Origin of the sequence: Rhodoferax sp. U11-2br (genome assembly GCF_018619435.1) — a bacterium.
In the GTDB taxonomy this organism is placed as follows: domain Bacteria; phylum Pseudomonadota; class Gammaproteobacteria; order Burkholderiales; family Burkholderiaceae_C; genus Rhodoferax.
This window is the reverse complement of sequence record NZ_JAHFZF010000004.1, coordinates 139,159-165,661: the sequence shown is the minus strand read 5'-3', so window position 1 is coordinate 165,661 and position 26,503 is coordinate 139,159. Positions and strand designations below refer to the sequence as shown.

At 60.3% G+C, this 26,503-nt stretch carries 24 protein-coding genes and 1 riboswitch; of the genes, 8 read left to right on the top strand and 16 right to left on the bottom strand.

Annotated elements, in window-relative coordinates; genetic code table 11:
* The first annotated feature begins 1,207 nt into the window (after window positions 1-1,207).
* Window positions 1,208-1,687, top strand: a complete 480-nt coding sequence (locus tag KKO72_RS04385) for a DUF4279 domain-containing protein (protein ID WP_078366390.1) — start codon at window positions 1,208-1,210, stop codon at window positions 1,685-1,687.
* 334 nt (window positions 1,688-2,021) lie between these two features.
* Here KKO72_RS04385 and KKO72_RS04380 read toward each other — a convergent pair whose 3' ends face one another.
* Complete coding sequence (locus tag KKO72_RS04380) at window positions 2,022-3,929, bottom strand: FAD-dependent monooxygenase (RefSeq protein ID WP_214935807.1); 1,908 nt, start codon at window positions 3,927-3,929, stop codon at window positions 2,022-2,024.
* 143 nt (window positions 3,930-4,072) lie between these two features.
* Between KKO72_RS04380 and KKO72_RS04375 the strand changes: the two genes are divergently transcribed.
* Both KKO72_RS04375 and KKO72_RS04370 read left to right on the top strand, forming a co-directional pair.
* A complete protein-coding gene (locus tag KKO72_RS04375) occupies window positions 4,073-4,495 on the top strand; it encodes a MarR family winged helix-turn-helix transcriptional regulator (RefSeq protein ID WP_214935805.1) in 423 nt (140 codons plus the stop codon).
* Between the two features lie 44 nt (window positions 4,496-4,539).
* Entirely contained in the window at window positions 4,540-5,421 is an 882-nt protein-coding gene (locus tag KKO72_RS04370; RefSeq protein WP_214935803.1) for a LysR substrate-binding domain-containing protein, read from the top strand.
* On the opposite strand, the gene KKO72_RS04365 is transcribed toward KKO72_RS04370, so the two are convergent.
* Window positions 5,418-6,326, bottom strand: a complete 909-nt coding sequence (locus tag KKO72_RS04365) for a DMT family transporter (RefSeq protein WP_214935801.1) — start codon at window positions 6,324-6,326, stop codon at window positions 5,418-5,420. The genes KKO72_RS04370 and KKO72_RS04365 overlap by 4 nt on opposite strands.
* Window positions 6,327-6,563: 237 nt before the next feature.
* Here KKO72_RS04365 and KKO72_RS04360 point away from each other — a divergent pair, with 237 nt between their 5' ends.
* The 3 genes from KKO72_RS04360 to KKO72_RS21240 all read left to right on the top strand — a co-directional run bounded on the left by KKO72_RS04360 (window position 6,564) and on the right by KKO72_RS21240 (window position 9,660).
* Window positions 6,564-7,019, top strand: a complete 456-nt coding sequence (locus KKO72_RS04360) for a hypothetical protein (protein WP_214935799.1) — start codon at window positions 6,564-6,566, stop codon at window positions 7,017-7,019.
* An 88-nt stretch (window positions 7,020-7,107) separates the two neighbouring features.
* Window positions 7,108-7,199: riboswitch (cyclic di-GMP riboswitch) on the top strand.
* A gap of 172 nt (window positions 7,200-7,371) precedes the next feature.
* The gene (locus KKO72_RS04355) at window positions 7,372-7,893 is read left to right on the top strand and encodes a chemotaxis protein CheW (protein WP_214935798.1); all 522 of its coding nucleotides are present in this window, start codon (window positions 7,372-7,374) and stop codon (window positions 7,891-7,893) included.
* Window positions 7,894-7,917: 24 nt separating this feature from the next.
* The gene (locus KKO72_RS21240) at window positions 7,918-9,660 is read left to right on the top strand and encodes a methyl-accepting chemotaxis protein (RefSeq protein WP_214935796.1); all 1,743 of its coding nucleotides are present in this window, start codon (window positions 7,918-7,920) and stop codon (window positions 9,658-9,660) included.
* Between the two features lie 157 nt (window positions 9,661-9,817).
* Here KKO72_RS21240 and KKO72_RS04345 read toward each other — a convergent pair whose 3' ends face one another.
* Complete coding sequence (locus KKO72_RS04345; protein ID WP_214935794.1) at window positions 9,818-10,276, bottom strand: DUF2267 domain-containing protein; 459 nt, start codon at window positions 10,274-10,276, stop codon at window positions 9,818-9,820.
* A 174-nt stretch (window positions 10,277-10,450) separates the two neighbouring features.
* On the opposite strand from KKO72_RS04345, the gene KKO72_RS04340 reads away from it, so the two are divergent.
* The gene (locus KKO72_RS04340; protein ID WP_214935792.1) at window positions 10,451-11,377 is read left to right on the top strand and encodes a DMT family transporter; all 927 of its coding nucleotides are present in this window, start codon (window positions 10,451-10,453) and stop codon (window positions 11,375-11,377) included.
* Window positions 11,378-11,429: 52 nt separating this feature from the next.
* Here the strand turns inward: KKO72_RS04340 and KKO72_RS04335 are convergent, their stop codons facing one another.
* From KKO72_RS04335 to KKO72_RS04325, 3 genes are all read right to left on the bottom strand, one after another.
* Entirely contained in the window at window positions 11,430-15,314 is a 3,885-nt protein-coding gene (locus KKO72_RS04335) for a CHASE domain-containing protein (RefSeq protein ID WP_214935790.1), read from the bottom strand.
* Between the two features lie 216 nt (window positions 15,315-15,530).
* The gene (locus tag KKO72_RS04330) at window positions 15,531-15,737 is read right to left on the bottom strand and encodes a DUF3820 family protein (protein WP_078364057.1); all 207 of its coding nucleotides are present in this window, start codon (window positions 15,735-15,737) and stop codon (window positions 15,531-15,533) included.
* A gap of 19 nt (window positions 15,738-15,756) precedes the next feature.
* Window positions 15,757-16,119 carry a translation initiation factor Sui1 gene (locus KKO72_RS04325; protein WP_214935788.1) on the bottom strand — a complete coding sequence of 121 codons (363 nt, stop codon included), beginning with the start codon at window positions 16,117-16,119 and terminating at the stop codon, window positions 15,757-15,759.
* 168 nt (window positions 16,120-16,287) lie between these two features.
* On the opposite strand from KKO72_RS04325, the gene KKO72_RS04320 reads away from it, so the two are divergent.
* Window positions 16,288-16,515, top strand: coding sequence for a hypothetical protein (locus KKO72_RS04320; protein ID WP_078364059.1), 228 nt, complete (start codon window positions 16,288-16,290; stop codon window positions 16,513-16,515).
* Window positions 16,516-16,518: 3 nt separating this feature from the next.
* On the opposite strand, the gene nagZ is transcribed toward KKO72_RS04320, so the two are convergent.
* The 10 genes from nagZ to KKO72_RS04270 all read right to left on the bottom strand — a co-directional run bounded on the left by nagZ (window position 16,519) and on the right by KKO72_RS04270 (window position 26,487).
* A complete protein-coding gene (gene nagZ, locus KKO72_RS04315; protein WP_214935786.1) occupies window positions 16,519-17,601 on the bottom strand; it encodes a beta-N-acetylhexosaminidase in 1,083 nt (360 codons plus the stop codon).
* 59 nt (window positions 17,602-17,660) lie between these two features.
* Window positions 17,661-18,056 carry a holo-ACP synthase gene (gene acpS, locus KKO72_RS04310; protein ID WP_214935784.1) on the bottom strand — a complete coding sequence of 132 codons (396 nt, stop codon included), beginning with the start codon at window positions 18,054-18,056 and terminating at the stop codon, window positions 17,661-17,663.
* A 30-nt stretch (window positions 18,057-18,086) separates the two neighbouring features.
* Window positions 18,087-18,863 carry a pyridoxine 5'-phosphate synthase gene (locus KKO72_RS04305; protein ID WP_214935782.1) on the bottom strand — a complete coding sequence of 259 codons (777 nt, stop codon included), beginning with the start codon at window positions 18,861-18,863 and terminating at the stop codon, window positions 18,087-18,089.
* The gene (gene recO, locus KKO72_RS04300) at window positions 18,860-19,609 is read right to left on the bottom strand and encodes a DNA repair protein RecO (RefSeq protein ID WP_214935780.1); all 750 of its coding nucleotides are present in this window, start codon (window positions 19,607-19,609) and stop codon (window positions 18,860-18,862) included. Before recO ends, KKO72_RS04305 begins: the two co-directional genes overlap by 4 nt.
* A gap of 303 nt (window positions 19,610-19,912) precedes the next feature.
* Window positions 19,913-20,848 carry a GTPase Era gene (gene era, locus KKO72_RS04295; protein ID WP_251140450.1) on the bottom strand — a complete coding sequence of 312 codons (936 nt, stop codon included), beginning with the start codon at window positions 20,846-20,848 and terminating at the stop codon, window positions 19,913-19,915.
* A 92-nt stretch (window positions 20,849-20,940) separates the two neighbouring features.
* Window positions 20,941-21,630 carry a ribonuclease III gene (rnc, locus tag KKO72_RS04290; RefSeq protein WP_214935777.1) on the bottom strand — a complete coding sequence of 230 codons (690 nt, stop codon included), beginning with the start codon at window positions 21,628-21,630 and terminating at the stop codon, window positions 20,941-20,943.
* 21 nt (window positions 21,631-21,651) lie between these two features.
* Window positions 21,652-22,005, bottom strand: coding sequence for a DUF4845 domain-containing protein (locus tag KKO72_RS04285; protein ID WP_214935775.1), 354 nt, complete (start codon window positions 22,003-22,005; stop codon window positions 21,652-21,654).
* A 13-nt stretch (window positions 22,006-22,018) separates the two neighbouring features.
* Complete coding sequence (gene lepB / locus KKO72_RS04280; protein ID WP_214935773.1) at window positions 22,019-22,984, bottom strand: signal peptidase I; 966 nt, start codon at window positions 22,982-22,984, stop codon at window positions 22,019-22,021.
* Entirely contained in the window at window positions 22,984-24,795 is a 1,812-nt protein-coding gene (gene lepA / locus KKO72_RS04275) for a translation elongation factor 4 (RefSeq protein ID WP_180132466.1), read from the bottom strand. Before lepA ends, lepB begins: the two co-directional genes overlap by 1 nt.
* Window positions 24,796-25,020: 225 nt before the next feature.
* Window positions 25,021-26,487, bottom strand: a complete 1,467-nt coding sequence (locus KKO72_RS04270) for a DegQ family serine endoprotease (RefSeq protein WP_214935771.1) — start codon at window positions 26,485-26,487, stop codon at window positions 25,021-25,023.
* Window positions 26,488-26,503: the final 16 nt, after the last annotated feature.

Below are 26,503 nucleotides of genomic sequence, written 5' to 3'. Positions count from 1 at the left end.
ACGCCGTCTTGCCAGCGCCGACTTTTCTCCGTTGGCACCATGTCTAACCCGCCAGTCGAGAGGGACCGCCTGCCGGCGGCCCCTCACTTCGCACGTTAGCGGGCAAGGAAAATGAGTGCCGAACACTGGATTGTTGGCTCTGAAACTGACGACGCACTCTTTAAGAGTCTCGGCGAGGCATTGCGTGCGCTGGGCTATCAACTTGATTCAGAGTGGTCTGGAGTGGCTAGTTCCCAAGACATCTCTCACTGGGAACTAGTAGGCCCTGGCGGATCACTGGTTGTTGAGTCGGAAACCTATGCGGGGTTGAGCGTGTCCGGGGCCCCAGAGCTAGTATCAGCACTCAAACTGGAGTTCCAGCGTGTGTTGCCCGCTAACACTTCGCTGCAGGCGCGACGGCCCTGACGGGCCGCGGCCTGACCTGCGCGAAAAGCCGCGCAGTCCGCTCAATTCAAACGTTACAGCGCAAAACCATAGTATCTGGATGACCGCTGTCTGGAAATATGGAAGTAAGCTATCAGCCCTAAAGAGCCAGCCAGTTTTCTGGGAAGCAGGCGTTCAAAATTGGATGTCGGGTTTGGAGAAAAACGTAGACCGGCACTGCAGCGGGAGCGGTCCTTCACCGTTATCCCCCAAACAGGGGATTTCAAGCGCATATCGGTGGTGTGAGAATTGCTCGATGGTCAGATAACCCTGCTACGCAGGCACTGCCGGGCTTTTCGCTATTTTTAGTGGAGCGGACTACTCATATGGAACAAGCGCATGTGCTGGGTTTTGTGGTGAAAGCAGCTACGTTGTATCGCATGAATTTGCGGTCAATATTACGATGACAATTTCAATGAAGCTTGGCATTCAGTGGAAACTTGGACGGCAAGACTGGCTGATACTGAACGCAATATCAGCCCTGCCATTAGCTTACGTGCCACTCCGTTAGCATTACGGTGAGGGTGTCGCCGTGCTTGCGATGACACCGACCTTGCCATTTGCCCCCATCGGCTGGTTCTTCGCCGAAATGGCCAGCACATTAGCACCATCGCCAGAATTGAAGCCTTGGTTTTATGGTGTTGGTTTCTCGCTCGGCGTGTTGGTCTGTGCTTACATATGCCTAGCCAATTGGCGCTATCACCACTCAAGGAAATAACATGCCTAACATTGCGTTCGTGTGGGACGGCTTCGCCGCCCCACAATTTCAACGTTGGGCCTCTACATGAAGCATCCTCGACCATCGCCGCCGTCAGACGCTCCACCTGGGACGGTTACGCTGGGTGGCCCTATTGGTTGGTTCTCTGCGGCCCTCCATGTCACGGCTAACGAACTCCACCCCGAAGAAGTTTCACGGTTGTTTGGAGTGGAACCGACTGCGTGTCAAACCAAAGATGTTCCGTTGCAACGAGAAGACGGAAGCACAAAGAGAGTGCCAAAGTTTGGTCGCTGGACACATTTACTGAAGTCGGCCCAAACCGATGAATGGGACATTGAAGCAGCAATCGAAGAGCTTCTTGGCCGCCTTCCTCGGGAACTTGAGGTCTGGCGCCAAGTTGCAACCCTTGGTGCACTTCGCATTTCTGTTGGCCTCTCCCTATCTAGCGGGAATGAAGAGTTTGAACTTGGCCCCAAACTCATGCAGTTTCTGGGTGAGCGGAACGTCGGCATCTATTTCGATGTTTATGCAGAGAATGAAGACTAGCCAAGGCCCAACCCATCATTCGAGCGGACCTGCGCGAAAAGCCGCGCAGTCCGCTCAATTCAAACGTTACAGCGCAAAACCATAGTATCTGGATGACCGCTGTCTGGAAATATGGAAGTCAGCTATCAGCCTAAAACGGGCACCCGCATCACAGCGAAGCCGGTCTTCCTGCAAGGCTCCCCCCAAAGGAAGACCATAAAAATGGCATAAAACCCTTATTCTCAAAGGATAAACCACTATTTCTATGATAGCAAACTAGATCATGACACAACACTGCGTTTTGCCGGTTGTGTCACAGCATGGCGCCGCGTTACCACCCGTTTGCGTTGGCCTCTCAGCCGCGCACGCGCAGGAAACTGGCGAAATAGGCTGCTAGCGCATCACGCGCAGTCAGCGGCAGGATCTGGCCCAGGTATTGATCCGGGCGCACGACGACCATGCAGCCTGCTGCCCGATCGATACCACGCATCTCAAAAATGTCCTCACCGCGCTTCAGGTCGGCACAGAAGACCTTCTCGTAGTCGCACAGCCCGTAGCGACCCACGTGGGGTCGCAGCAGCGTGGGCATGGCCGCGTAGTCAAGCGCACGGAAACCCTGCTGGAAGACTGCCCGGGTGTCGATCACGGCATCCACGTCTTCCCCCGGCGCGGTGTGGCGGCGCACAGGTGAGGCCGGGTTGTGTTCGAGCCAGTCACACAACTGGGCGACGCTGCCGCCCGGTTCTCCGGCGTCGTCTGCCGAGGCAAAAATGAACAGGCGAAAGCGCGCGTCGGCCTCGATGCAATGGCCCAGATGCATGGGTTTGGCATCGGCCAAACGAATGACGGGGGCTGAATGGAAGCGCTTGCCGATGTCGAAGCCGGTCGCCAATTGCTGATGCGTGGGAGCACCAGTCAGGGCGCTGGGTTCGTACTGGATGGTCAGGCCGCAGGTGAACGGCAGGTTATTGACAAACTCACGCGCCACGCGGGGCAAGCCCTCCGTGCTGTCGTCCTCAGCCCGGGCACCCACAACACGTGCCCATTTGTGGTCAAACTCCACCAGGCCCTTGGCTGCGGCGCGTCGTTCACCAGAGTAGCTGTGCAGCAGGTCCGGGGCGGCGCGGCCAGTCAGCACAGAGATCAGTTTCCAGCCCAGGTTGAAGGTGTCGCCCATCGACACGTTCATACCCTGCCCGGCTTTCGGGCTGTGGGTGTGACAGGCATCACCGGCCAGCATCACCCGGGGAGCGCGTGTGGCAATCTGGTCACCAGGTACGTCGTCGAATTTGTCGGTCAGGCGGTGACCAATCTCGTAGATCGACCACCAGACCACCTCTTTCACGTCCAGCTCGAACGGCCGCAAGATGCGCTGCGCCTTGGCGATGATGTCTTGGGCACCCATGCCGCGGTCGGCGACACGCTCGTCCTCACCCAGGCGGTCGAGCTCGACATACAGGCGCACCAGGTGCCCGCCCTCACGCGGCAGCACCATCAGGATGCCCTCGTCGTGTGAACGCACAAAAGATTTCATGCGCCAGTCGGGAAAGTCGGTGACGGCCAGCACATCCATCACACCCCAGGCGTGGTGCGCCGCATCGCCATGTAACGCACCGCCAATGGCGCTGCGCACGTTTGAGCGGGCACCGTCGCAGCCGATGACATAGTTGGCGCGCAGCTTCGTGGTCTGGCCCTCGCGGCCAGGAGTCGTGTGCGCCAGCGTGACGGTGACGGGGTATTCGGCTGCGTTGGGGTCAATCACCAGGTCAATCACTTTGAGGCCGTAGTCGGGTTCCAGTCGGGTGGGTGCGCGGCGCATAACGTCAAGGAACATGTCGTGCACCCGCGCCTGGTTGATCAACACGTGGGGCATCTCGGAGGTGCCGTCGGGCACGTCCTGCACGCGGGCAACACGCTGGAGGGGCGCATCCGCGCCGGGTGACCAGAAGGTGGTCTCGTTGATCCAGACCGACTCGCGCAAAACCTTCTCGCCAAAACCGAAGGCCTGGAACATCTCCATGGAACGCACGCTGATGCCGTCGGCCTGGCCTTTTTCCATCGGCCCGAGCTTAGGTTCGACCAGCACGGTGCGGATCTGCGGCACCTGGGCCAGCTGGGCGGCCAGGCACAGGCCAGCCGGCCCGGAACCGGCGATCAGCACATCGACCGTGTCCGGTAACGGGTCGCCCTCGCGCCGGTGGTTTGGCGCTGCCGCGAGGACATCGGGATCGCCGGGGTTGAAGCCGTTCAGGTGAAATTGCATGCTGTCTCCTTCAGGTAGTTTGTTGGCTTATTTAAAGAACGCAAGCATATGATATGCATACATACTATAATCGTCAAGCAGGACATAAAATCCGTACCAACGGGTGGGGTTGGGAGCGTGGTTTGCGACGAACGGAGGCACACATGGGCGGAACCAAGATGGCTGGGCACTTGATACGGCGGCTGCACCAGCAGTCGATGCAAGTCTTTCAGATCCAGACGCAGGCTGCGGGTTTCGACCTGACATCGGTGCAATTTGCCGCGCTCAACGCCATTGCTTTACAACCCGACATCGACCAGGCCAGCTTGGCCACGGCCATCAGCTTTGACCGCGCCACCATCGGCGGCGTGATCGACCGCCTGGAACGCAAGGGCCTGGTACAGCGCGTGGTCAGCGCACAGGATCGCCGGGCACGCCAGCTTCACCTCACATCCGAGGGTGAGCAATTGCTGGCGGCTTGCCGGCCGGTGGTGACAGCCTTGCAGGCCGACATCCTGGCGCCGCTGACACCCGCTGAGCGCGAGGTTTTCCTGGAATTGGCACAGAAGGCGCTGGGCTTGGGTTGAGGTCAACACTGCGCCAAGACACAACCATCTTCTGATCAACCCACATGAACAGACTGCCCTCCCTCAAAGCACTTCAGGTGTTCAAGCTCACCGCCGAGCTTGGCAGCATGACCAAGGCAGCAGACAAGTTGTCGGTCAGCCAAAGCTCTGTCAGCCGCTTTATTGGCTTGCTGGAGGATGAGCTTGGGGTGGCATTGTTCCTGCGGCGGGACGGCTTGAGCCTGACACCCACCGGGGCACAACTGGCAGAGCATCTGAACGAAGCCTTTCGGATCATCGAACGCGGTGTCCAGCAAGTGGCGCGTCAACACGAGGTCCTGCGTGTCAAGGTCACGCCGTCCCTGGCTTTGCGCTGGCTGCTCAAACAAAGCGATGCCCCTGAGGGGGTGCGGTTCTACCCACGCTGGCGCGGCATCAGCCCCGAGGATCAAGATTTTGAGATTGGCATCCGTTACGGGCTGGGAGACTGGCCAGCGAACCATGCCCAAGCCATTTACCGGGAACGCATGGTTCCTGTGTGTACCCCCGATCACCTGGCCCGTTTTGGCCCGATCCGTTCGGCCAGCCAGCTGCAGCACCTGCCCTTGATCCACGCCGACGACCACGGGCAGGAATGGGCGCAATGGGTTCAATGCTGGAGCAACACCCCTATCACCTTGGCGGCGGAGACCTCGGTTGACACCACCGATGCGGCGCTGCAACTCGCGTTGCGGGGCCAGGGCATCGCCATCACCGACCCGTTGTTCATTCAGGAGGACATCGCAACGGGTGCACTGGTGTACGCCCACCCCAATACCTACGAAAGTGGCCAGACCTACTACCTGGTTCACCGCCTGTCCCCTTCGGCAGACGAGACCGTGGACAGGCTGAAAGTTTGGCTGCTCCAGCGGCTGGAGGACACCAGCAAGCTGTCAACCTCGTCTTAGGCCTGGGTCCCACCCCTGGCTGCCAGACGGTTCACCGCCAACACAGCCAGAAACACGCTGACACTGCCCACAACCGACACGGTGTGAGGCGACTCGTCAAAAACCCACCAGCCCGCCAGAGCACCCAGTGGCAATGTCAGGTACATGATGTGTGCTGCAACCCTGGCCGCAACACGCTTGAGCGCAGCCACCCAGAGCAGACTGAAAACACAGCCCAGGCCAGCCACCAGGCATAGCAGCCACAGGTCGGCAGCGGGTACGGTCCAGGCACAGGGGCCAGCTTGCCACCAACCCACCAACGCGGCTGACACCGCCGTCCAGAACACCAGAGACAAGGACGAACATCCCCGCCCGTGCACTTGGGTGACCACGGTCATCAGGGCACCGGCAAAGGCACCAGCCAGCGCCACGCTGGCGGCCAACACCACCTCTGGCTGAAACGAGCCCGTGCGCCACCCGTCACCCCAGGTGGCCAAGCCAACACCGGCCAAGCCCAGAATACTGAAAATCAGTTGCCAGACATGCAGCGGTTGCCGTCCTATGAGGGTTGCCAGCAGCAGGGTCAACAAGGGTTCGGCAAAAAAGATGGTGATGACGAGTGCAAATGACAGCTTTTGCAGCCCAAACACCAACCCATACGTGCCGATGAGGTTGAGCGCCGAGCGCATCACATGGATAGGGCGCCATGCCTGCCAATCAGGTCGATCAAACATCACCATGACCAGCGGCAGCAACATCAGCGCACCCAAGGTCCAGCGCCAGGCCACGGTGGCCCAGACAGCCACCGATGTGCCTAGCTGCTTGAGCAACATGTCCATCAACAGGCCCGCCACCAGGGCGCCGAAAAGCATGTGTGTGCCAGTGAACAACGGTGGGGTGGTGCGCTGCGAGGTGCTTGGTGTCATGGGAGGCTCACAAAGAAAAAACGCATTCTCCCGAGCGCCCTGCGCGCACGGATGACAAAGATTGGATGGTCGTATCGAATTTGGAGATGCCGGTGGCCCGCAGACATCTGGCTGGTCGCCGGCGCAACGCGCCACCGCGGCATCACGCGACGGCGGGGCCTGTCACGATAAAATCACCGGCTTTGCTTGCGAACTGACGGAACGTCTCGTCCACATCGCGCGAAGAGCAGACAACTGATGAAACGTCTCACCGCCTCCCTCCTGCTGTTCGTGCTGGCCTGTCTGCTGACCGTGGATGCCGCCCGGTTCCCGGACATCCATACCGGCTACACCAATGCCTGCAGCGCCAACGCAGAGTCCACACGCTTCACCGCGGCGCAAACCAAGTTGCAGGTTCAATGCCCCGAAGGCGCCATCAAGATCCAATGCAAGGTCAACACCGAGCTGTGTGCGCTGGTGGACAGCGCCAAGCCCACGCTGTCCCATTTGAAACTCATCAAAACCTCCTTCCTGGAGGATCACCTCGTGCTCTCTGCCGTGGTGGATGGTCGAGAGCTCTCGTATGTGTCACCGGTTGAAGAGGCCCTTGCCCGTGCCCACCAGGCCATCTGGATCTACGTGACACTGCTCTGGCTGGCCTTTGTGCTCAGTTTGTTTCTTTTGAGAAAAAACAAGATTGGACGCTGGTTGTAGCATCACCAGCACACCTGGAGCACCCAAGCGGCACCAGGCCATGCCCGCCCCTCGACCACGAAAAACAAGGGAAAACCCTAGTAAAATGTGGCATTTTTGGCACACTTGAGCGAAAGCCAAGGTCGCAAAGCCTCCGGTCTGACACCTGCCACAGGCAGAAAAGACAGCGGGGTTGCCGAACAGGTTGAACACCAGCCGCGCTGGAACCACACCTCTTCGCATGGTCACGGTCCGTGGCTGTTTGCCTTCCCCGCGCTTTTCCTTTTTTGTTTGCCACCGCTGTCACAGTGTCGGGGCCTTTTAAGAGGCGCCTTGATGTGTTGATGGCATCCACCACAAGGACTGGGTCATCATGGAAAACACCGCGATCAACAACACGGGCTCTGCCAGCCCGACCCCCTCAACCACGCCCCCGCGCGAGTACCTGAGCTTTCAGCTCGGCTCGGTGGAGTACGGCATTGACATCCTCAAGGTGCAGGAGATCCGGGGCTTCGAGACCTCGACCCGGATGTTCAACGCGCCGCCCTACGTCCTGGGGGTGCTCAACATGCGAGGTGTCATCGTGCCGATTCTGGACATGCGCCTGAAGTTCGAGATGGCCGAGGTCGCCTACAACAGCCAGACCGTGACGATTGTGCTCAACGTGGCCAACCGGGTGGTGGGCATGGTGGTGGACGCGGTGCAAGACGTGGCGGCCATCCAGGCCACCGAGGTCAAACCAGCGCCTGATTTCAATGGGGCGGTCAACACCCAGCACATCATCGGTATCGCCACCGTAGATCAGGCCGAACAGCAACGCATGCTGGTGCTGCTGGACATCGAGAAGCTCATGTGCAGCGCTGACATGGGTCTGGTGGCTGAGGCCAACGTCTGATATTTCGTTATTTGGAGTAGTTTTTTGTCAAGTTTACGCAACATAAAAATCGCCACCCGCCTGGCATTGGGTTTTGGTCTGGTGATTCTGATCGGTATCGTGATCGCTGCTTTTTCAGCGTGGGAAATGCGCGCACTGGCATCACAGTTGGACCAGATGGCCAACGAGCGCATGGTCAAGGTGTCGCAGTTCAGCACCTTAAAAGACAACTACAACGCCGCCGCCCTGTATGCTCGCAACGCGGTCATCATCAACGATCCCGATTTCCAGGAAGGTGAGAAGAAAAAAATAGCCGATCTGCGTGCGGTCAATGCAGATATCCAGAGCAAGCTGGAAAAAAGCATCGTCGTTCCCAAAGCCGTTGAACTGCTGAAGATCACCCGTGATAACCGGGACGCCTACAACGCCGCCATTGACCGGGTCATTGACATGGCAGAAACAGGTCAACAAACCGGGGCGGGGGCCGTGCTGATTGGGGAGGTTCTTCCCTTGCAAATCCCGATCTTCAAGGCCCTGGACGATTCACGGGCACTGCAGGACGAACTCGCAGGCAGTCTGGCCAAAGAGGCGATGGCCTCTGCGGCCGCCGATGCCCTCCTGATGGTGATCTGCGCTGCGCTGATGCTGCTGATTGGCGGCTCGGTGGCCTGGTTGATCACGCGCGACCTGTCGCGTGCCCTGGGTGCCGAGCCCCGCGCTTTGTCCGAGGTGGCCGCCCGTGTGGCTGATGGTGACCTCAGCGTGAGCCTGCCCTTGCGCAGCGGCGACAGCAGCAGCGTCATGGCCGATCTGGCACGTATGCAAGCGGCTTTGGTCAAGGTTGTCAGCAACGTGCGCCAAGGCTCCGAATCAGTCTCCACCGCCAGCGCCGAAATCGCCCAAGGCAACCACGACTTGTCTTCACGCACCGAGTCCCAGGCCAGCGCCCTGGAGCAAACCGCCGCGTCCATGGAAGAACTCGGCTCCACCGTCAAACAGAATGCCGACAACGCGCGTCAGGCCAACCAACTGGCCCAAAACGCCAGCTCTGTGGCCATCAAGGGCGGTGAAGTGGTGGCTCAGGTGGTTGACACCATGAAGGGCATCAACGAATCGAGCCGCAAGATCAGCGACATCATCAGTGTGATCGATGGCATCGCCTTCCAGACCAACATCCTCGCGTTGAACGCAGCCGTGGAAGCCGCCCGCGCCGGTGAACAGGGTCGTGGTTTTGCAGTGGTCGCCTCTGAAGTGCGCTCCTTGGCCGGGCGCAGTGCCGAAGCTGCCAAAGAAATCAAGAGCCTGATCAGCGCCAGCGTAGAGCGAGTGGAACAAGGCACCAGCCTGGTCGACCAGGCCGGTGCCACCATGACCGAGGTGGTGGCCTCCATTCGCCGGGTCAACGACATCATGGGTGAGATCAGTGCGGCCAGCAGCGAACAAAGCCAGGGCGTGGGCCAGATTGGCGAAGCCATCCAGCAGATGGACCAGGCCACACAGCAAAACGCGGCCCTGGTGGAAGAGATGGCTGCTGCTGCCTCAAGCCTCAAGAGCCAGGCGCAAGACCTGGTGGGTACCGTGGCTGTGTTCAAACTGGCAGCAGGGCAGGACAGCGGGTACACCACACCCACGCCAACACCCACTCTGGCCACCCCGGTCAGTCCCAACACCCCCAAGCAACTCGCCAGCAGCCGCCAAGCCGCCACCAAGGCAGCGCCCCAAGCAGCCGCCTTGACCCATGACGGCGATAACAAAGCGGGTGGTTCAAAGGAGTGGGAGAGCTTCTGAGTCGGGCGGCTGAGCCTCAGCCGCGTCAGGGCAGACATCTGCCCTGGGGCGCTGCACCTGCAGGTTTCAGAGAAATTGGCCTCAAGCCCTTATTGATAAAGGGCTGGCAGCTATTACAAATATAGTAAACCAAACACCTGGAGAGCAGGCATCGGACTCACAGCTGCTGCTGGCCAAGCGGCTCGGCTGAAGCCACCTTGGGTTGCCAGTAACGGCTGGCCTGCGGGGGCAAGTTGGCCAGAACACGCTCAAAAGCCTGCGCATCCACATGCCTGCGCAGGGCGGTAGCCACCGAGGCCACCGCATCTGGCGGCGCAAAATTGTGCCGGTGACGCACGGAGCGCACATCGGCCAGCCAGTCGGCCGCTTCACCAAAAGGCCGGGCCGATTGTTCCAGGTCCCAGTCCTCAATGAACAGCGCTCGCAACATGGGCGGCAGCACAGCCGCAAAAGACAGCGCCTGAGGCACCGTCAGGCGCCACCGAAAAGCGTGCAACACACCCACCACCATGTTCCAGGCCATGTTCGTGGTGGGCAGGCCGGCACAGTCGCGGGCGTCGACCATGAACCGTTCAAACTGCAGAGTGGGGTTTTGGTACGCAAAGGGCAGTGTCATAAACCCCGATTTTAGGATTGGGTGGATGGTGCAACGCACCTTGGACCAGGTGCAAGACCCGCCCCGGCTTGATCTGCCGCAAGGGCGCGCGGGATACCCGCACAGCGCGCGTTGAAAGATTCGTGTCAGCAACTACACTCGTTGGCTGTTCTTGTCGACCCAGTTAGGTAGCTTTTGGAAACGCATCCGTATTTTTCCCGGCGCAACGTGGTGATTGCGCTGGCGTGTTTTGCTTGTATGTTGTGGGGCAGTGCCTACCCGGCCATCAAAAGTGGCTACGCGCTGTTTGCCATTGCCGCCGACGACATTCCCACCAAGATGGTGTTTGCCGGATACCGGTTTGTGATTGCCGGTGTGTTGCTGCTGCTCATGGCACTGGCCACACGCCGCCCGATCTTTGACCTGAGCTGGCACAAGCTGCGCCAGATCACCACCCTGGGCCTGACCCAGACGGCGGTGCAGTACGTGTTTTTCTACATTGGCCTGGCCTACACCACCGGCGTCAAGGGCTCGATCATGAACGCCACCGGCACCTTCTTTAGCGTGTTGCTGGCCCATTTCATCTACAAAAACGACCGCCTGAGCTGGAACAAGGCTATTGGCTGCCTGGTGGGTTTTGTGGGCGTGATGGTGGTCAACTTCGACAAGAGTCTGCTGGACTTCCACTTCACGCTGCTGGGTGAAGGTTTTGTGGTGATTGCGGCCTTCATCCTGTCGGCCGCATCGATTTACGGCAAAAAAGTCTCGCAGGACATGGATTCGATTGTGCTGACCGGCTACCAACTGGCGCTGGGTGGTGTGGTGCTGGTGCTGGCGGGTTACCTGTTTGGCGGGGTCTTGACCGGCTTCACCTGGAAGTCCTCGGCGCTGCTGTTTTACCTGGCGCTGATGTCCTCGGTCGCGTTTGGGCTGTGGACCATTTTGCTCAAGTACAACCGGGTCGGGATGGTGACCATTTTCAACTTCCTGATCCCGGTGTTTGGCGCCCTGCTGTCCGCAGCTTTCCTGGGTGAAAGCATTCTGGAATGGAAAAACATGCTGGCCCTGGTGCTGGTGTGCTCCGGTATCTTTTTGGTGACCAAGGAAAGCCGCGGCACCTGAGGCCGCCGTAGCGGCTGTCCGACCATTGGGCGGGCAAGAAATGCCCACCCGTTTACAGCCCCTGATCACGCGCCAGAATACGTGATCGGGTTTGCGCCAGGCAGGCCTGCAACATCGGTACCAGCGCCAGGCACGCGCCCACATCTTTGGCCTGCCCTGCCAGCTCGATCTGTTCACACACCTCCCCCAGCTGCATCGCCCCTACCGTGCGGGCAGAGGACTTGAACGTGTGGGCTGCAAAAGCGGCTTGTTGGGTATCGCCCGCCTGCGTGGCCTGGTCAATCACCCGGGCATGTTCGTTCGCATGGTGCAAAAACTTGTCGAGCAGGCGCTGGTGCAACTCCGGTGCGTTGCCCACCAGCTGACTCAACATGGTGGCATCCCAGATCGCCAATGGGCGCGGTGCTGCGGTCTCGATCTGGGGGCCGCTGTGCGACGGCACAACGGTAAACCCATCGGCGGCAGCCGGTGTCGGCGCCCGCGGCAGCCATTTGGCCAGCATGGCACCCAGTTCTTGCAGACGCAGGGGTTTGCTCAGGTAGTCGTCCATGCCACTGGCCAGACAGTGCTGGGCTTCACCCTCCATGGCGTTGGCGGTCACCGCGATGATGGGGTGATGCTGGCCTGGGGGCTCTTCGGCGCGGATGGCGGCGGTCAGGGCAAAACCATCCATCTGCGGCATATGGCAATCGGTCAACAACAGGGCATAACGGCCGCTGCGCCAAAGCGCCAGCGCCGCTAGGCCATCCACCGCCGCATCAGCGGCGTAGCCCAGCAGACGCAATTGCTCACGCAACACCTCACGGTTGGTTTCGTTGTCTTCGGCCAGCAATATCAGGCGCCCGCTGGCTGCCGCTTCGTCCGCGTTGAAGACAAGGGGCTTGGGCTGCTGTGGGCCCGGAGTCAACGGGGGTTCATACGGAGCCTCTAACAAGGGCAAAACCACGGTGAACTCCGAGCCGACATCTGGCACGCTGTGTACCGTGATCTGGCCGCCCATCAGCGCCACCAAGCGCTGGCAAATCGACAGACCCAAGCCCGTGCCACCAAACTGGCGCGCGGTGCTGGCATCGGCCTGGGTGAAAGGGGTGAACAACTTGGCCAACACCTCCGGCCGAATCCCGATGCCGTGGTCCACCACCCGGAGCAGGACGGCAGGCTGACCGTCGTCCATGGCGCCAGACAGCAACTGCAGCATCACGCTGGCCGGGTAGTTGCCCGTTTTGGGTGAAAACTTGATGGCATTGCCAATCAGGTTAAGCAAGACTTGGCGCAAGCGGTTCGGGTCGACGTAGATGGCGGGTGGTAGGTCGTGGGCGATCTGCATCGTCAGCACCACACCCTGTGCGCTGGCCGCACTGTGCATCAGCTGCAGCACACTGTCGGCCACTTCGCGCAGCGGGGTGGCGATGTGTTCCACCGCCATTTGCCCCGCCTCGATCTTGGAGTAGTCCAGGATGTCGTTGAGGATGTACAGCAGTGTCTGGGAGGAGTGGGCCACGGTGTCGAGCATGCGTTTCTGGTCGGGCAACAAGGGCGTCTGCAGCAGGATGTCGACCATGCCAATGACCCCATTCATGGGGGTGCGGATTTCGTGGCTCATGTTGGCCAGGAACTTCGACTTGGCCTGGTTGGCGGCGTTGGCAGCAGCCTCGGCACGTTTGAACTCCGAAATGTCGGTGAACGACCAGACCCGGCCCACCACCTCTTGCCCAATGCGTTGTGGGTGAGACACGCGTCTGAACACGCGCCCATCAGCGAGGTCGATGATGTCGTCGCTGGAGACCTCCGGGGTGTCGTACAAGGCCCGCACCTTGGTCAGAAACTGCTCAGGATGGCGCGTCTGGGCGACGACATAACTCAGCATTTGATCGTCGTCCTGCACCCCCTTCAGCTCGGACGGCACCCGCCAAAGCTCGATGAACCGCTGGTTGAACAAGGCAACGTGGCGCTGGCGATCCACCACCAGAATGCCGTCGCCCGTGGACTCCAGCGTGGCCGTAAGCATCGACATCGCCAGTTGCTGCGCCTGCTCCGCCACTTTGCGTTGGGTGATTTCGGTGGACACCGCAATGAAGTTTTCTGGCTGCCCGTGAGCGTCGCAAAAAGCAAAAAAGGTGGTGTCTGTCCAATACAGGTGGCCGTCCTTGGCGCGGTCACACACCTCCACATGCCAGGCCTGGCCACGGTTGATGGACTCAAACATGCTCTTGAAAAAGCCAGGCGGGTGCACCCCCGAGGTGAGCAGGCTGTGGTTCTTGCCCAGAAACTCTTGCGGGCTGTAGCCGCTGATGGCCGCAAACTTGGCGTTGCCGTAGGTGATGTTGCCCTCGATATCGGTGATGGTGACGATGGCGTGTTCATCCAGGATGAACTTCTGTTGCTTGAGCGCCAGCAAGGCCTGTTGCAGATACTGCGTTTTTTGCGCTACCCGCTCTTCCAGCAGATCACGGTGGTTCTGCAACTCCAGCTCAATGCGCTTGCGCTCGGTGATGTCGTGCAGCGTGCCACGCAGCAAACTCGGCTGGCCCTGTGCATCCAGAGACAACTCACCTCGCGCCGCCACCCAGCGCAATTGCTGGTCCAGCGGGCGAATCACCTGGTACTCCTTGTCAAAGCTGCCGCTGCCCTGGGTCACACGCTCGTAGTAGTCCTCCAGCGCTTGCCGATACGAAGGTGCAATCAGACCGGTCCAGTTGGCCATGGTTTTCTCGAACCCGTCGTCAATGCCCAAAATGGCATCCAGCACGCTGGAGCCCTGCCAGGTGCCACGCTGCAGGTCCAGCACATAGGTGCCGACCTGTCCAATACGCTGAGCTTCACTCATGGCCCAGACACTGTCCTGCAGCTTGCGCTCGTTCTCGGCCCGCAGCGCGTCACGCGACTGCCGTTCGTTCTCATGGGCCTGGCTCAACACGGCTTGTTCACGCCGAAACAGCGTCAGCACCACCACCCCCGTCAGCAGACTGGCCAACAGGCTCAGCAGCGTCCCCGTCATGGCCACAAAAGCTGGACGTTGCCGAACGGCCTGTGGCCCATAACCAGGCAGGGCCTGAAAAACCAGCGTCCATTGCCGCCCGCCAAACGACAGTGGCTGTATCAAAGGCTCTGTCGCCTGCCAGGGTTTGCCTGGCGTGGCATCGCTGTCAAACAACAAACTCTCGGGAGACAGATCCTGGCCGTCATAGATTTGCAGTCTCAGCTCGGTCAGTCCCTGCGGCAACAGAGTGCCCATCAAATCCGCCATGCGAAACGGCGCCTCCACCCAGCCAACCAGTCTGGCCTGGCGAGCCGCCACCGAGCCCAGCTCTGCGGCGCCTTGGTAAACCGGCGCATACAAGACAAAACCAGGTTGCGGATGCCATTCGTCCTGCTTGAGGCTGAGCTTGCCCGACATCACCAACTGGCCGGTGTCACGCGCCAGCATCAACGCCACCTGGGCCGCTGACACGGTGCTGATGTCAAAACCCAGGGCCCGGCGGTTGCCCTCATTGAGCGGCTGGATGTAAACGATGGGGGTGTAGACCGCACGCACCCCTGGCGGTTGGATGCGGTAGTCGGGCAGGCCATCCTGGCGCAAGCGGGTCTGGTGCGCGTCCAGGTTTTTGGCGTTGACCTGTTCCACATAGGCCACGCCAACAAAACTCTGGGTGGTGGAGACCGAGCGCAGCACCTGAAAGTAGTGCTGAAAATCACTGCGGGTCACTTGGTCCGAGGCATCAAACAAGCCAACAAAGCCCATCAGCATCAGCGCATTGGCGCGCAGGTTGCGCTCGATGCGGTTGCTCAGGTCACCGGCCTCGGCCTGCAAGCCAGACCGGATGTCGGCGGTGGCCGTGGCTTGGGCCTGGTGCCAAAAAACAGCAGTCAGCATCAGCCCACCCAGCAAAACCCCGGAAGCCCACCATCCAGCCGAGGTTTTGCGCAGGGACTTCATAGCTCATCCCGCTCAGAAACGGGCGCAACTGGCGTGATGAACCCATCACCACCAAACTGCCAAACCAACGCTGAACCTGTGATCATTTTTGCGCTCTCTTGCCGTGCCCGCAGTGGCCCCAAGCCTTGGACCACGGCACAGACCAAGGGTAGCAGAGTGCGAGTCCCCTGTTCAAGCAACTTCGGCGCTCTCACCGACCCAACCAGCGCACCAAACCTAACGCAGTGGCTTGAGCAGATCAGACAAACCGTTGTGGTCGATCTCATGCATGAGGGTCAGCAGGCGGCCAATCTCGCCCTTGGGCGTGCCCTGGTTGACAAACCAGCGCAGGTAGTCACCCGGCAGGTCGGCGATCAGGCGGCCCTTGTGTTTGCCAAAGGGCATGGTGCGGGTCACCAGCAGTTGCAGGTCTTCGGGGTTCATCGGGTGGATGTTGGTTGGTTCAGCCGCCCGCGCGTTTGACCTTGTGGCCCTGCGCCTGCAGCAGCGCCATCACACGTTCACAGTGGTCTCCCTGCACCTCGATCACACCGTCTTTGACGGTGCCACCCGAGCCACAGGCGGCTTTGAGCTGTTTGCCCAAAGTCACCAGCGCCGCATCGTCCAGCGCCAACCCTTTGACCAGGGTGACGCCTTTGCCGGCGCGGCCTTTGGTCTCACGCGAGACACGCACAATGCCGTCGCCCGCTGGCCGGGCTTTGGCGCTGGTACACACACAAGAGGCCACCGGGTGACGGCAGGCCGGGCACATGCGGCCACTGTCGGTGCTGTACACCAGGCCACCGCTGGAAGGTTTGGAGGTCATGAACGCGGGTGAGTGAAAATGGGGAGCCGTGATTGTCCAACACAGGTGCCAGCGTGGCACCGCTCTGGCGTGTCAGATGCTTCTTTAAGTGTAGTGACTGACCCAATCAGAATAAGGGCTGGATGCCAAAATCACGCTTATTTTTTCAAAACAACAGAAAGATTCTGCATGTCACGTCAAAGCATCTGGGCACCCAAGGTTCTGGCTCTGATCAAGGGCGGCAACAGCACCGCGGCGATTGCCCAGATCAAGGTCGCCCCCACCGTGAAAGACCTGCAGGACTTGCGCAAGCTGCTGGCCAGCGGTGGGCTGCTCAAAGCCCACCCGAATGTGGATGCCGCCACCACCGACATGATCGCCTTGTTGTCGGCGCCACGGCTGCACCGTTCGCCCTGAATCTCAGGGCAACAGATCCAGCGCGTGCATGTAGGCTGGCTGCACCATCAGGTCGTCCCACGCGGTGGCCGGACCACGCGGCAACAGCGCCAAGCGGCGCTCTTCGCTGGCGTCCAGCGGCTGCCATAAACCGCGGTAGTGGGCCTTGGTCAGGCCCTCAACCAGGGCATCGATCTCGGCACCGTCGCCCAGCGACTGGTTGCACAGCAGCACCTGGTCACAGCCCGCGTTCAGGGCGGCCAGCGCGGCCTGGGTGGTGCTGACGGGCTGGCCGTCAATCACCCGGGCGCCTGCCATGGACAAATCGTCGCTGAAGATCACACCGGTGAAACCCAGCTGACCACGCAGGATGTCGTTGAGCCATTTGCTGGAGAACCCGGCAGCACGTTTGTCCACCTTGGGGTAGACCACATGCGCGGGCATGACACTGGCCAGGCTGTTGCCCAGCCACTGGTAGGGCGCGGCATCGTCTTTCAAAATGGCTTGCAGGCTGCGGGTGTCAATCGGGATGTCGGTGTGGGAGTCGGCCTGCACATACCCATGGCCAGGAAAGTGTTTGCCGCAGTTGGCCATGCCCGCTTGCAGCAGGCCATACATCAGGCTCTTGGCCAGCAGGCTGACCACCCGCGCATCGGCATCGAAGGCGCGGTCACCAATGACACCGCTGGCGCCGTGATCGAGGTCCAGCACCGGGGTGAAGCTCAGGTCCACACCACAGGCGCGCAACTCGGCGCCCAGCACATACCCACAGGCGGTGGCGGCAGCGGTGGCGTACATGGCCGAAGCGCCCTCTTGCGCCTTGCTGGGGTGGCGCCACAAGGCCCCCAGCGCCGACATCGGCGGCAGATGGGTGAAACCGTCGGTTTTGAACCGCTGCACCCGGCCACCTTCGTGGTCCACACAGATCAGCAGGTCTTTGCGGACCTTTTTGATGCTGCGGCACAACTCGGTGAGCTGGGCACGGCTTTCCCAGTTGCGGGCGAACAGAATCAGGCCCCCCACCAGCGGGTGTTTCAGGCGTTTTTTGTCGACTTTGGAGAGTTCGGTCCCAGCGATGTCGATGATCAAGGGGGCATGAAAGTTCATGGGATATTCCTCATTTTTGATAGCTATAAGCCCTTTTTGAATAAGGGCTGGATGCCAATTTAACCATTCACTTCCACAACGCAGAAGCTGGCGGCGTAATCGGTCTCGTCGGTCACCGTAATGTGCGCACTTAAACCCCGGCTGTCAAACCAGTCTTTCAGGGCACCGTGCAACACAACCATCGGCTGGCCGCTGGGCAGATTGGCTATTTCACAGTGGCGCCAGGTCATCGGCATCACCATGCCCAAGCCAATGGCCTTGGAGAACGATTCCTTGGCGCTGAAGCGGGTGGCCAGGTAACGCACACCGCGCTCGGGCCAGCGCTGGCTACGCGCCTGCCAGGTGGCATATTCAGCCTCTGAGAGCACCCGCTTGGCAAAACGCTCGCCATGGCGCGCCAGACTGGCCTGGATGCGCCGCACGTCGCAGATGTCGGTACCAATGCCGTAGATCATGGAACGTCTGGAAACCTGTCAAGGTGCCGTTCAGGCCGGGCTGTGAGACGGCTGGGCCTGGGCAATGCAGCGCAGGTAGTCCTTGATGGTGACCTCGTACCCCAGCTCCAGCGCATCGGCAATCAGTGCATGGCCAATCGACACCTCGCTGATGCCTGGCACCTGGCTCAAAAAGGGGGTGAGGTTGTCGCGGCTGAGGTCATGGCCGGCGTTGACACCCAGGCCAGCGTCCAGCGCGGCCTGCGCGGCCCGGGCAAACCGCGCCAGCTGGGTGGCTTGTTGCGCGGTGCCCCAGGCGGCGGCATAGGGCTCGGTGTAGAGCTCCACCCGATCCGCCCCCACCGCCTTGGCGGCGGCCATGGCCGCAGGCTCAGCGTCCATGAACAGGCTCACGCGCACACCCCAGGCATGGGCCTGGTCGATCAGCGGCTTGAGGCGCTCGGCGTCTTGCGGAAACGTCCAGCCGTGGTCGCTGGTGAACTGGCCCTCGCCGTCGGGCACAAAGGTCACTTGGTGCACCGGCAGCTTGAGGGCGACCAGATTCCCCACCACGTCCATCAGGTTGTGCAGCGGGTTGCCTTCGATGTTGTATTCACGGTCGGGCCAGGCTTGCAACAAGGTGCCCAGCTCGGTCACGTCGGTGCCGCGGATGTGGCGCTCGTCCGGGCGCGGGTGCACGGTGATGCCATGGGCACCGGCTTGTAAACACAGGGTGGCAGCACGGGTCAGGCTGGGAATGCCCAGGTGACGGGTGTTGCGCACGGTGGCGACTTTGTTGAGGTTGACGGACAGTGCGGTGGTTTTCATAGGTTTTGCAAATCGATCATCACTTGGCGGGTGCGCAGGGCACTCACCCCACAATGGTAATTGAGCAGGTTGCGCAGCTGCGGCTTGAGCGCTGAGGCCACCTCGGCACAGGCGCGCAGCACGGTGGTGAAGGCCACGCGTGCACCCAACACCTGTTGCAGCGTGGCCCACTGGGCACCGGTCAAACTGGCACGGTCACCCTCTCCGGCCTGACGCAGGCCACCTTCGGGCACCAGGCTGTAGGACTCCTCGGGGTGCAGCGCCAGCAATGTCATGGTTTGGGCATCGAGCAGCGGCAACAAACCCACCTCGCGCAGCAGCAGTAGCTCAAACGCACGAAGGGCCGACTCCAGCACCTCGCCGTGTTCGCTGGCAATCACCGCCACCACGTTGGCATACAGGTCAAACAAGACCGGGTGCGGGTCCTCACGCGCCAACAGGTTCAGCAGCAGCTCATTGAGGTAATAACCCGACATCAGGGCGTCACCGGTGGGCATGACGTGGCCGCCCTGCCACTCGGCGGCTTTGAGGGTCTTGATCTCGGCATCTCCGCCAAAGGCCAGGTGCAGTGGCTGCAAGGGCAGCAGGATCGGGCGAAAGCTCGAACTCGGCCGTTTCACCCCTTTGGCCACCAACGCCAGACGCCCATGGTGGCGCGTGAACACCTCCAGGATCAGGCTGGTTTCGCTCCAGTCATACCGGTGCAGCACAAAGGCGGGTTCGTCAGAGATGCGTTTGCTGGCCACCGGGAAAAAACCCCAAAAGAATCATGGGTAAAAATGCATCCTGATCATTATCAAATTAAACATGCGGTAAATTTATGACCGGGTAGTTCAACTTTTAACCAGGAGAGTACATCATGAATGAAGCCACGCTGCGGAATCTGGATCGTGCTGTTTTGTGGGCCGTTGCGGCCATCAGCCTGGTCCCGCTGATGCCTTACGCCATCAACGGTCTGGTCGGATGACCCGGTCAACAGCAAATGGGTTAACAAGGCGGCGCAAGCCGCCTTGTTACTTTTGGCACCCGTCAACAACGCTGCCCCAGGCCTATTCGTAACCGAACGAGCGCACCCGCGCCTCGTCGTCGGCCCAGCCAGAGCGCACCTTGACCCACATCTCGATGAACACCTTGCAATCCAGCAGTTTCTCGAGTTCGACCCGGGTTTCCATGCCAATGCGTTTGATGCGCTCCCCCTTGTCACCAATCACCATCGCCTTGTGGCCATCACGCTCCACCACAATGGTCGCGGCGATGCGCAGCAGACGTTTCTGGCCTTTCTTGGCCGGTGGCTCTTCGTCAAACTTGTCGATCACCACGGTGGAGGTGTAGGGCAACTCGTCACCGGTCAGGCGGAACAGCTTTTCGCGCACCATCTCGCTGGCCATGAAGCGTTCGCTGCGGTCCGTCAGCTCGTCAGCGGCGTACCACCAGGCTTGTTCGGGCAGATACTTGGCGCAGATGTCGAGCAGGCGCTCGATATCCTTGCTGTTCTTGGCCGACATCGGCACAAACTCGGTGAAGGCGTGTTTGGCCTGCATCTCCTGCAGCCAGGGCGCGATGTCGCCACGGCGGTGCACGTTGTCAAGTTTGTTGGCGATCAGCAAGGTTGGGATGTTCTTGCCCAGCAGCGCCAGCACCCGCGCATCGGCCGGGGTGAAGCTACCCGCCTCCACCACAAACAGGATCAGGTCCACATCGGCCACCGCACCCACCACCGTTTTGTTAAGTGACTTGTTGAGCGCATTGCCATGGATGGTCTGAAAACCGGGGGTGTCGACAAACACATACTGCGTTGGCCCCACGGTGTGCATGCCGGTGATGCGGTGGCGCGTGGTTTGTGCCTTGCGCGAGGTGATGCTGATCTTTTGCCCCACCAGCGCGTTGAGCAGGGTCGACTTGCCCACATTGGGCTTGCCCACGATGGCGATCAGGCCACAGCGCTGGCCCTCAACCGGCGCTAGTTGCGGTCCGGCCGGGCGCATGTCGCGGTGCAGGCCAGCCAGCATCGCTTCCACATCATTTGGGGTTGTAGCCCCCGTGTCGTCTGGCTCAGTAGCTTTGTTTTTTGTAGTGCTCATTGGGCGCCTTTGGTTTTGAGTGTGTGCAACATGGCGGTGGCGGCGGCTTGTTCACCCGCGCGACGGGTACCGCCAGAACCCCGCGCGCTCAGATGCATTTCGGCAATTTCGCATTCGACCTCAAAGGTCTGCTTGTGGGCCGCACCCAGGGTGCTCAGCACCTTGTAACTGGGCACTTTCATACGCCGGGCCTGCAGCCATTCCTGCAACTCGGTTTTGGGGTCTTTGCCCATAGCGGCCATGGCCGGGCTGATCTCATGCGATGCATAAAGCCGCTTGACCAAGGCTTGTGCTGCTGCAAAACCACCATCCAGATACACCGCACCAATCACCGCCTCCAGCGCATCCGCCAGAATGGATGGGCGCTTTTGCCCGCCGGAGCGCAATTCGCCCTCACCCAGCAACAGCATCTCGGGCAAACCCAGCTTCACCGCCAGCGGGTGCAGGGCTTCCTGGCGCACCAGACCAGCCCGTACGCGTGACAAATCGCCCTCAGGCAGCGCACTCAGGCGCTGGTACAAGAGGTCCGCCACACACATCCCCAGCACAGAGTCCCCCAGGAACTCCAGGCGCTCGTTGTGGTCTGCAGAATAACTGCGGTGTGTCGTGGCCAGTTTGAGCAGGCTGAGGTCAGAGAAGCTGTACTGCAGGCGCTGTTGCAACGCTGCCAGATCGGCGGCGCTCAAACCCGATCCCCGTTGCCTGGACTACTTGGATCGACCCGCATACTTCATCGTCAGATAGGCCGGGCCAGCCAGGTGGATTTCACGCTGGTAGGCAAAACTCACCACCACCTTGTCGTTTTCCTTGGTGACATCGATGTCCTTGCCGCTGACCGAACTGATGTTGTCAATGGCTGCGGCCTTGTCAAAAATGCTGCGCACTTCGACTACCGTGTTGCCTTCAGAAGCCTTTTGTGCAGCCTTGAGCACCGCCTGGTATTCAATCGCCGTCGGAATGATCTGCGCCACCACCACACCGGTCACAGCCAGCACCGCAGCCACAAACAGAAAGCCGATGAACGAGAAACCCCGTTGACCTGATGTGACGAAGCGCGTCATGGATGTCTCCTGATCAATTGAAGGAACCAATACGTTTGAGGTTACCAAAGTTCATCCAGACAAAAAATGCCTTGCCAACGATGTTCTTGTCAGGAACGAACCCCCAATAACGCGAATCCAGCGAGTTGTCGCGGTTGTCACCCATCATGAAGTAGTGGCCCTCAGGCACCTTGCACACCACACCTTCGACGCTGTATTGGCAGTTCTGCTTGAACTGGAACTCATCGGCGCCGGGCACAAAAGCCGGGCGACTGTCGTCGTTGAGCACACGGTGTTTGACGCTGCCCAGGTTTTCCTCAAACTGCTTGAAGTAACGCATGCTGTCTTCGTCAAAAAACTCGGGCACCGCGTTGGTCTCAAGAACTTTGCCATTGATGGTGAGGCGTTTGTTCAGGTAAGCCACTTCATCACCTGGCACACCCACCACACGCTTGATGTAGTCCAGGCTGGGTTTGGGCGGGTAACGAAACACCATCACATCACCGCGCTTGGGGGCAGTGCCCTCGGTGATTTTGGTGTTGAGCACCGGCAGGCGCAGGCCGTATTCGAACTTGTTGACCAGGATCAGATCCCCCACCAGCAGGGTCGGGATCATTGAGCCCGAAGGGATCTTGAACGGCTCAAACAGGAACGAGCGCAGCACAAACACCGCAATGATCACAGGGAACAGCCCCGCGGTCCAATCCAGCCACCACGGTTGGGCCAGCAACTTGGTTTTGGCCTCGGTCACATTGCCATCGACCTGGCTGATGCCCAGTTTGCTCAACTCTTCGTTGCGCTTGAGGGTTTGCGCCTCCAGCTCGGCGGCGGCTTGTTGGCGCTGTGGCAGAAAGTAAAAACGCTCGGCCAGCCAGTAGATGCCGGTGACCAGCGTGGCCAAAAACAGCAGCAGGGCAAAGTTGCCTTCGACCAAACCCACATACCAGGCGCCGATGTAGGCGACAAAGGTCGCCAGGATCAGGGAAGTCAGAGCTTGCATCACGCATCCACCTTCAAAATGGCCAGGAATGCCTCTTGGGGCACCTCGACCGAGCCAATTTGCTTCATGCGTTTTTTGCCTTCTTTTTGTTTCTCAAGCAGCTTGCGTTTGCGCGAAATGTCGCCGCCATAACACTTGGCGATCACGTTCTTGCGCAGCGCTTTGATTGTCTCACGGGCAATCACGTTAGCCCCGATGGCGGCCTGGATCGCCACGTCATACATCTGGCGGGAGATCACCTCACGCATCTTGCCCACCACCGCGCGGCCCCGGTAGACCGACTGTGAACGGTGCACGATGATCGACAAGGCGTCGACCTTCTCACCGTTGAGCAGGATGTCGACCTTGACCACGTCGGCAGTGCGGTACTCCTTGAACTCATAGTCCATCGAGGCGTAACCGCGCGAGACACTCTTGAGCTTGTCAAAGAAGTCCATCACGATCTCGCCGAGCGGCATTTCGTAGGTCAAGACCACCTGGCGGCCTTTGTAGGCCATGTTCATCTGCACACCGCGTTTCTGGTTGGCCAGGGTCATCACCGGGCCCACATACTCCTGCGGCATGTACAGGTGCACGGTAACGATGGGTTCGCGGATTTCCTCCAGGCGGCCCTGATCGGGCATCTTGGACGGGTTTTCCACCATCTTGACCGTACCATCGGCCTGCACCACCTGGTAGACCACGCTGGGCGCGGTGGTGATCAGGTCCTGGTCAAACTCGCGCTCCAGGCGCTCTTGCACAATTTCCATGTGCAACAGGCCCAAAAAGCCGCAGCGGAAGCCAAAACCGAGTGCTTGAGACACCTCGGGTTCGTAATGCAGCGAGGCGTCGTTGAGCTTGAGTTTCTCCAGGCTGTCACGCAGGCCTTCGTACTGATTGGCTTCGGTCGGGTACAGACCGGCAAACACCTGCGGTTGGATCTCTTTGAAACCGGGCAAAGGCTCGGCCGCAGTCGCCGCCGCACCACCGGTACCGGGGCGGATCAGGGTGATGGTGTCACCCACCTTGGCCGCCTGCAACTCGCGGATGCCGGCAATGATGTAACCCACCTCACCGGCTTCGAGCGCTTCACGCGGCTGGTTGGCCGGGGTGAACACACCCAGGCTGTCGGCGTTGTAAGTGGTGCCGGTGGCCATCATCTTGATGCGCTCGCCCTTGGCCAAGCGGCCATCGACCACCCGCACCAACATCACCACACCCACATAACTGTCAAACCAGCTGTCGATAATCATCGCGCGCAAAGCGGCGTCAGGATTGCCTTTGGGTGCGGGCACACGGGCCACTACCGCCTCCAGGATGTCATCGATGCCCAGACCGGTTTTGGCCGAGCAGACGATTGCATCTGCAGCGTCAATGCCAATCACATCTTCAATTTCCGAGCGGGCGTTGTCCGGGTCGGCATTGGGTAAGTCGATCTTGTTGAGCACCGGCACCACTTCCACACCGAGGTCGAGCGCGGTGTAGCAGTTGGCCACGGTTTGCGCCTCCACCCCCTGGCTGGCATCGACCACCAGCAGGGCGCCTTCACAGGCCGACAGCGAACGGCTCACCTCGTAGGAAAAGTCCACGTGGCCGGGGGTGTCGATCAGGTTCAGGTTGTAGGTCTTGCCGTCCTTGGCCTTGTACTGCAGGGCCGCAGTCTGCGCCTTGATGGTGATGCCGCGCTCTTTCTCGATGTCCATCGAGTCCAGCACCTGGGCTTCCATCTCGCGCTCCTGCAGGCCACCGCAGCGCTGGATCAGGCGATCAGCCAGCGTTGACTTGCCGTGGTCAATATGGGCAATGATCGAAAAGTTTCTGATGTGATTCATTCGGGCAAACCGACAAAGTGTGTGAAAACCGTGGGAACAGAAAAAAGGGCGCGGTCATAAACGACGCGCCCTGGTCCAAGCTTCTGACGGCCTCAAAGAGAGCCGGGGCTGTATTGTAAGGAAAAAGCGCGCCGTCACCCGCGCATGGCCCGGGGGCGCCAGATAGGCAGCCGGTGCGAGGGCTTGATCACAGCTTATCCCAAGCTTTCGCACCGGTTGTACACATCATTTCAGAGGCCGGATCACGGTGTACTGCGACCATTCACCCCGGCGGAACAACACACTGAGCGGTTTGGTTTTGTCGAGCTTGGTCAGCACCGATTCAAACTCCTGCATATTGCTCACCGTCACATTGGCCAGCGCCACAATGACATCGCCTTCACGCAAACCGGCACGGGCCGCGGCATCTGTGGCACTCTCAACACGCACCCCTCCTTTGCCACCCAGCTCCTTGCGGGCTGCCTCGTTCAGATCAGACACCACCAGACCCAAGCTTTGCGCCGCAGAGGTTTTGGGCGGTTTGGCCGACTTGGAATTGGCCTTGACAGCGGGTTTGTCCGCCTCGATCTCGGCAATCGTCACAGCGATGTCCTTGGTGGCACCCCGGCGAAATACTGTGAGCGTGCTCTTGGTACCCGGCTTGGTGTTGCCCACCATGCGCGGCAAGTCGGAGGACTTCTCGACCGCTTTGCCATCAAACTTGATGATGATGTCACCGGCCTCGATACCCGCCTTGTCGGCTGGTGCACCGGCTTCCACCGCACGCACCAGGGCACCCTGGGGTTTGCCCAGACCAATCGACTCGGCCACCTCTTTGGACACCTGGTCAATCTGCACCCCGATGCGGCCCCGTGTCACCTTGCCGGTGGCACGCAACTGCTCGCTGACACGCACCGCTTCGTCGATCGGGATCGAGAAAGAGATGCCCATGGAGCCGCCCGAACGCGAATAAATCTGGCTGTTGATACCCACCACCTCACCGCGCATGTTGATCAGCGGCCCGCCCGAGTTGCCCGGGTTGATGGCCACATCGGTCTGGATGAAGGGCAGGTAGTCGCCGGTGTCGCGCTGCTTGGCGCTCACAATGCCAGCGGTCACGGTGTTTTCCAGGCCAAAGGGGGAGCCAATCGCCACCACCCATTCCCCCACGCGCAAGCGCCCCACGTCACCGACCTTGACGGCCGGCAGACCGGTGGCCTCGATCTTGACCACAGCCACGTCGCTGCGCTTGTCGGAACCAATGATCTTGGCCTTGAACTCACGCTTGTCGGTCAGGGTCACCACCACCTCGTCAGCACCTTCGACCACATGGGCATTGGTCATGATCATGCCGTCGGCCGTCAGGATAAAGCCCGAACCCACACCACGCGGCTGCTCTTCGTCACGCGGTTGCTGCTGCTGGTTGCGCGGCGCCTGGCGCGGCATGTTGGGAATGGGGATGCCAAAACGACGGAAAAACTCCAGCATGTCTTCATCCATCTGCGGCGCCTGGTCTGTGGCGGCGCTGACTTTCTCCAGCGTGCGGATGTTCACCACCGAGGGGCTGGTGCGCTCCACCAGATCGGCAAAATCCGGCAGGCTGGCAGCCTGCGCCCAGGCTGACGTGGTGGGCACCAGGGCGGTGAGGGCCGTGGCCATCAACGCGCCGCTGAGGACACAGGCATACGAGCGTTTCCAATTCAAGTGCATCATGTCTGACCTTTTCTGA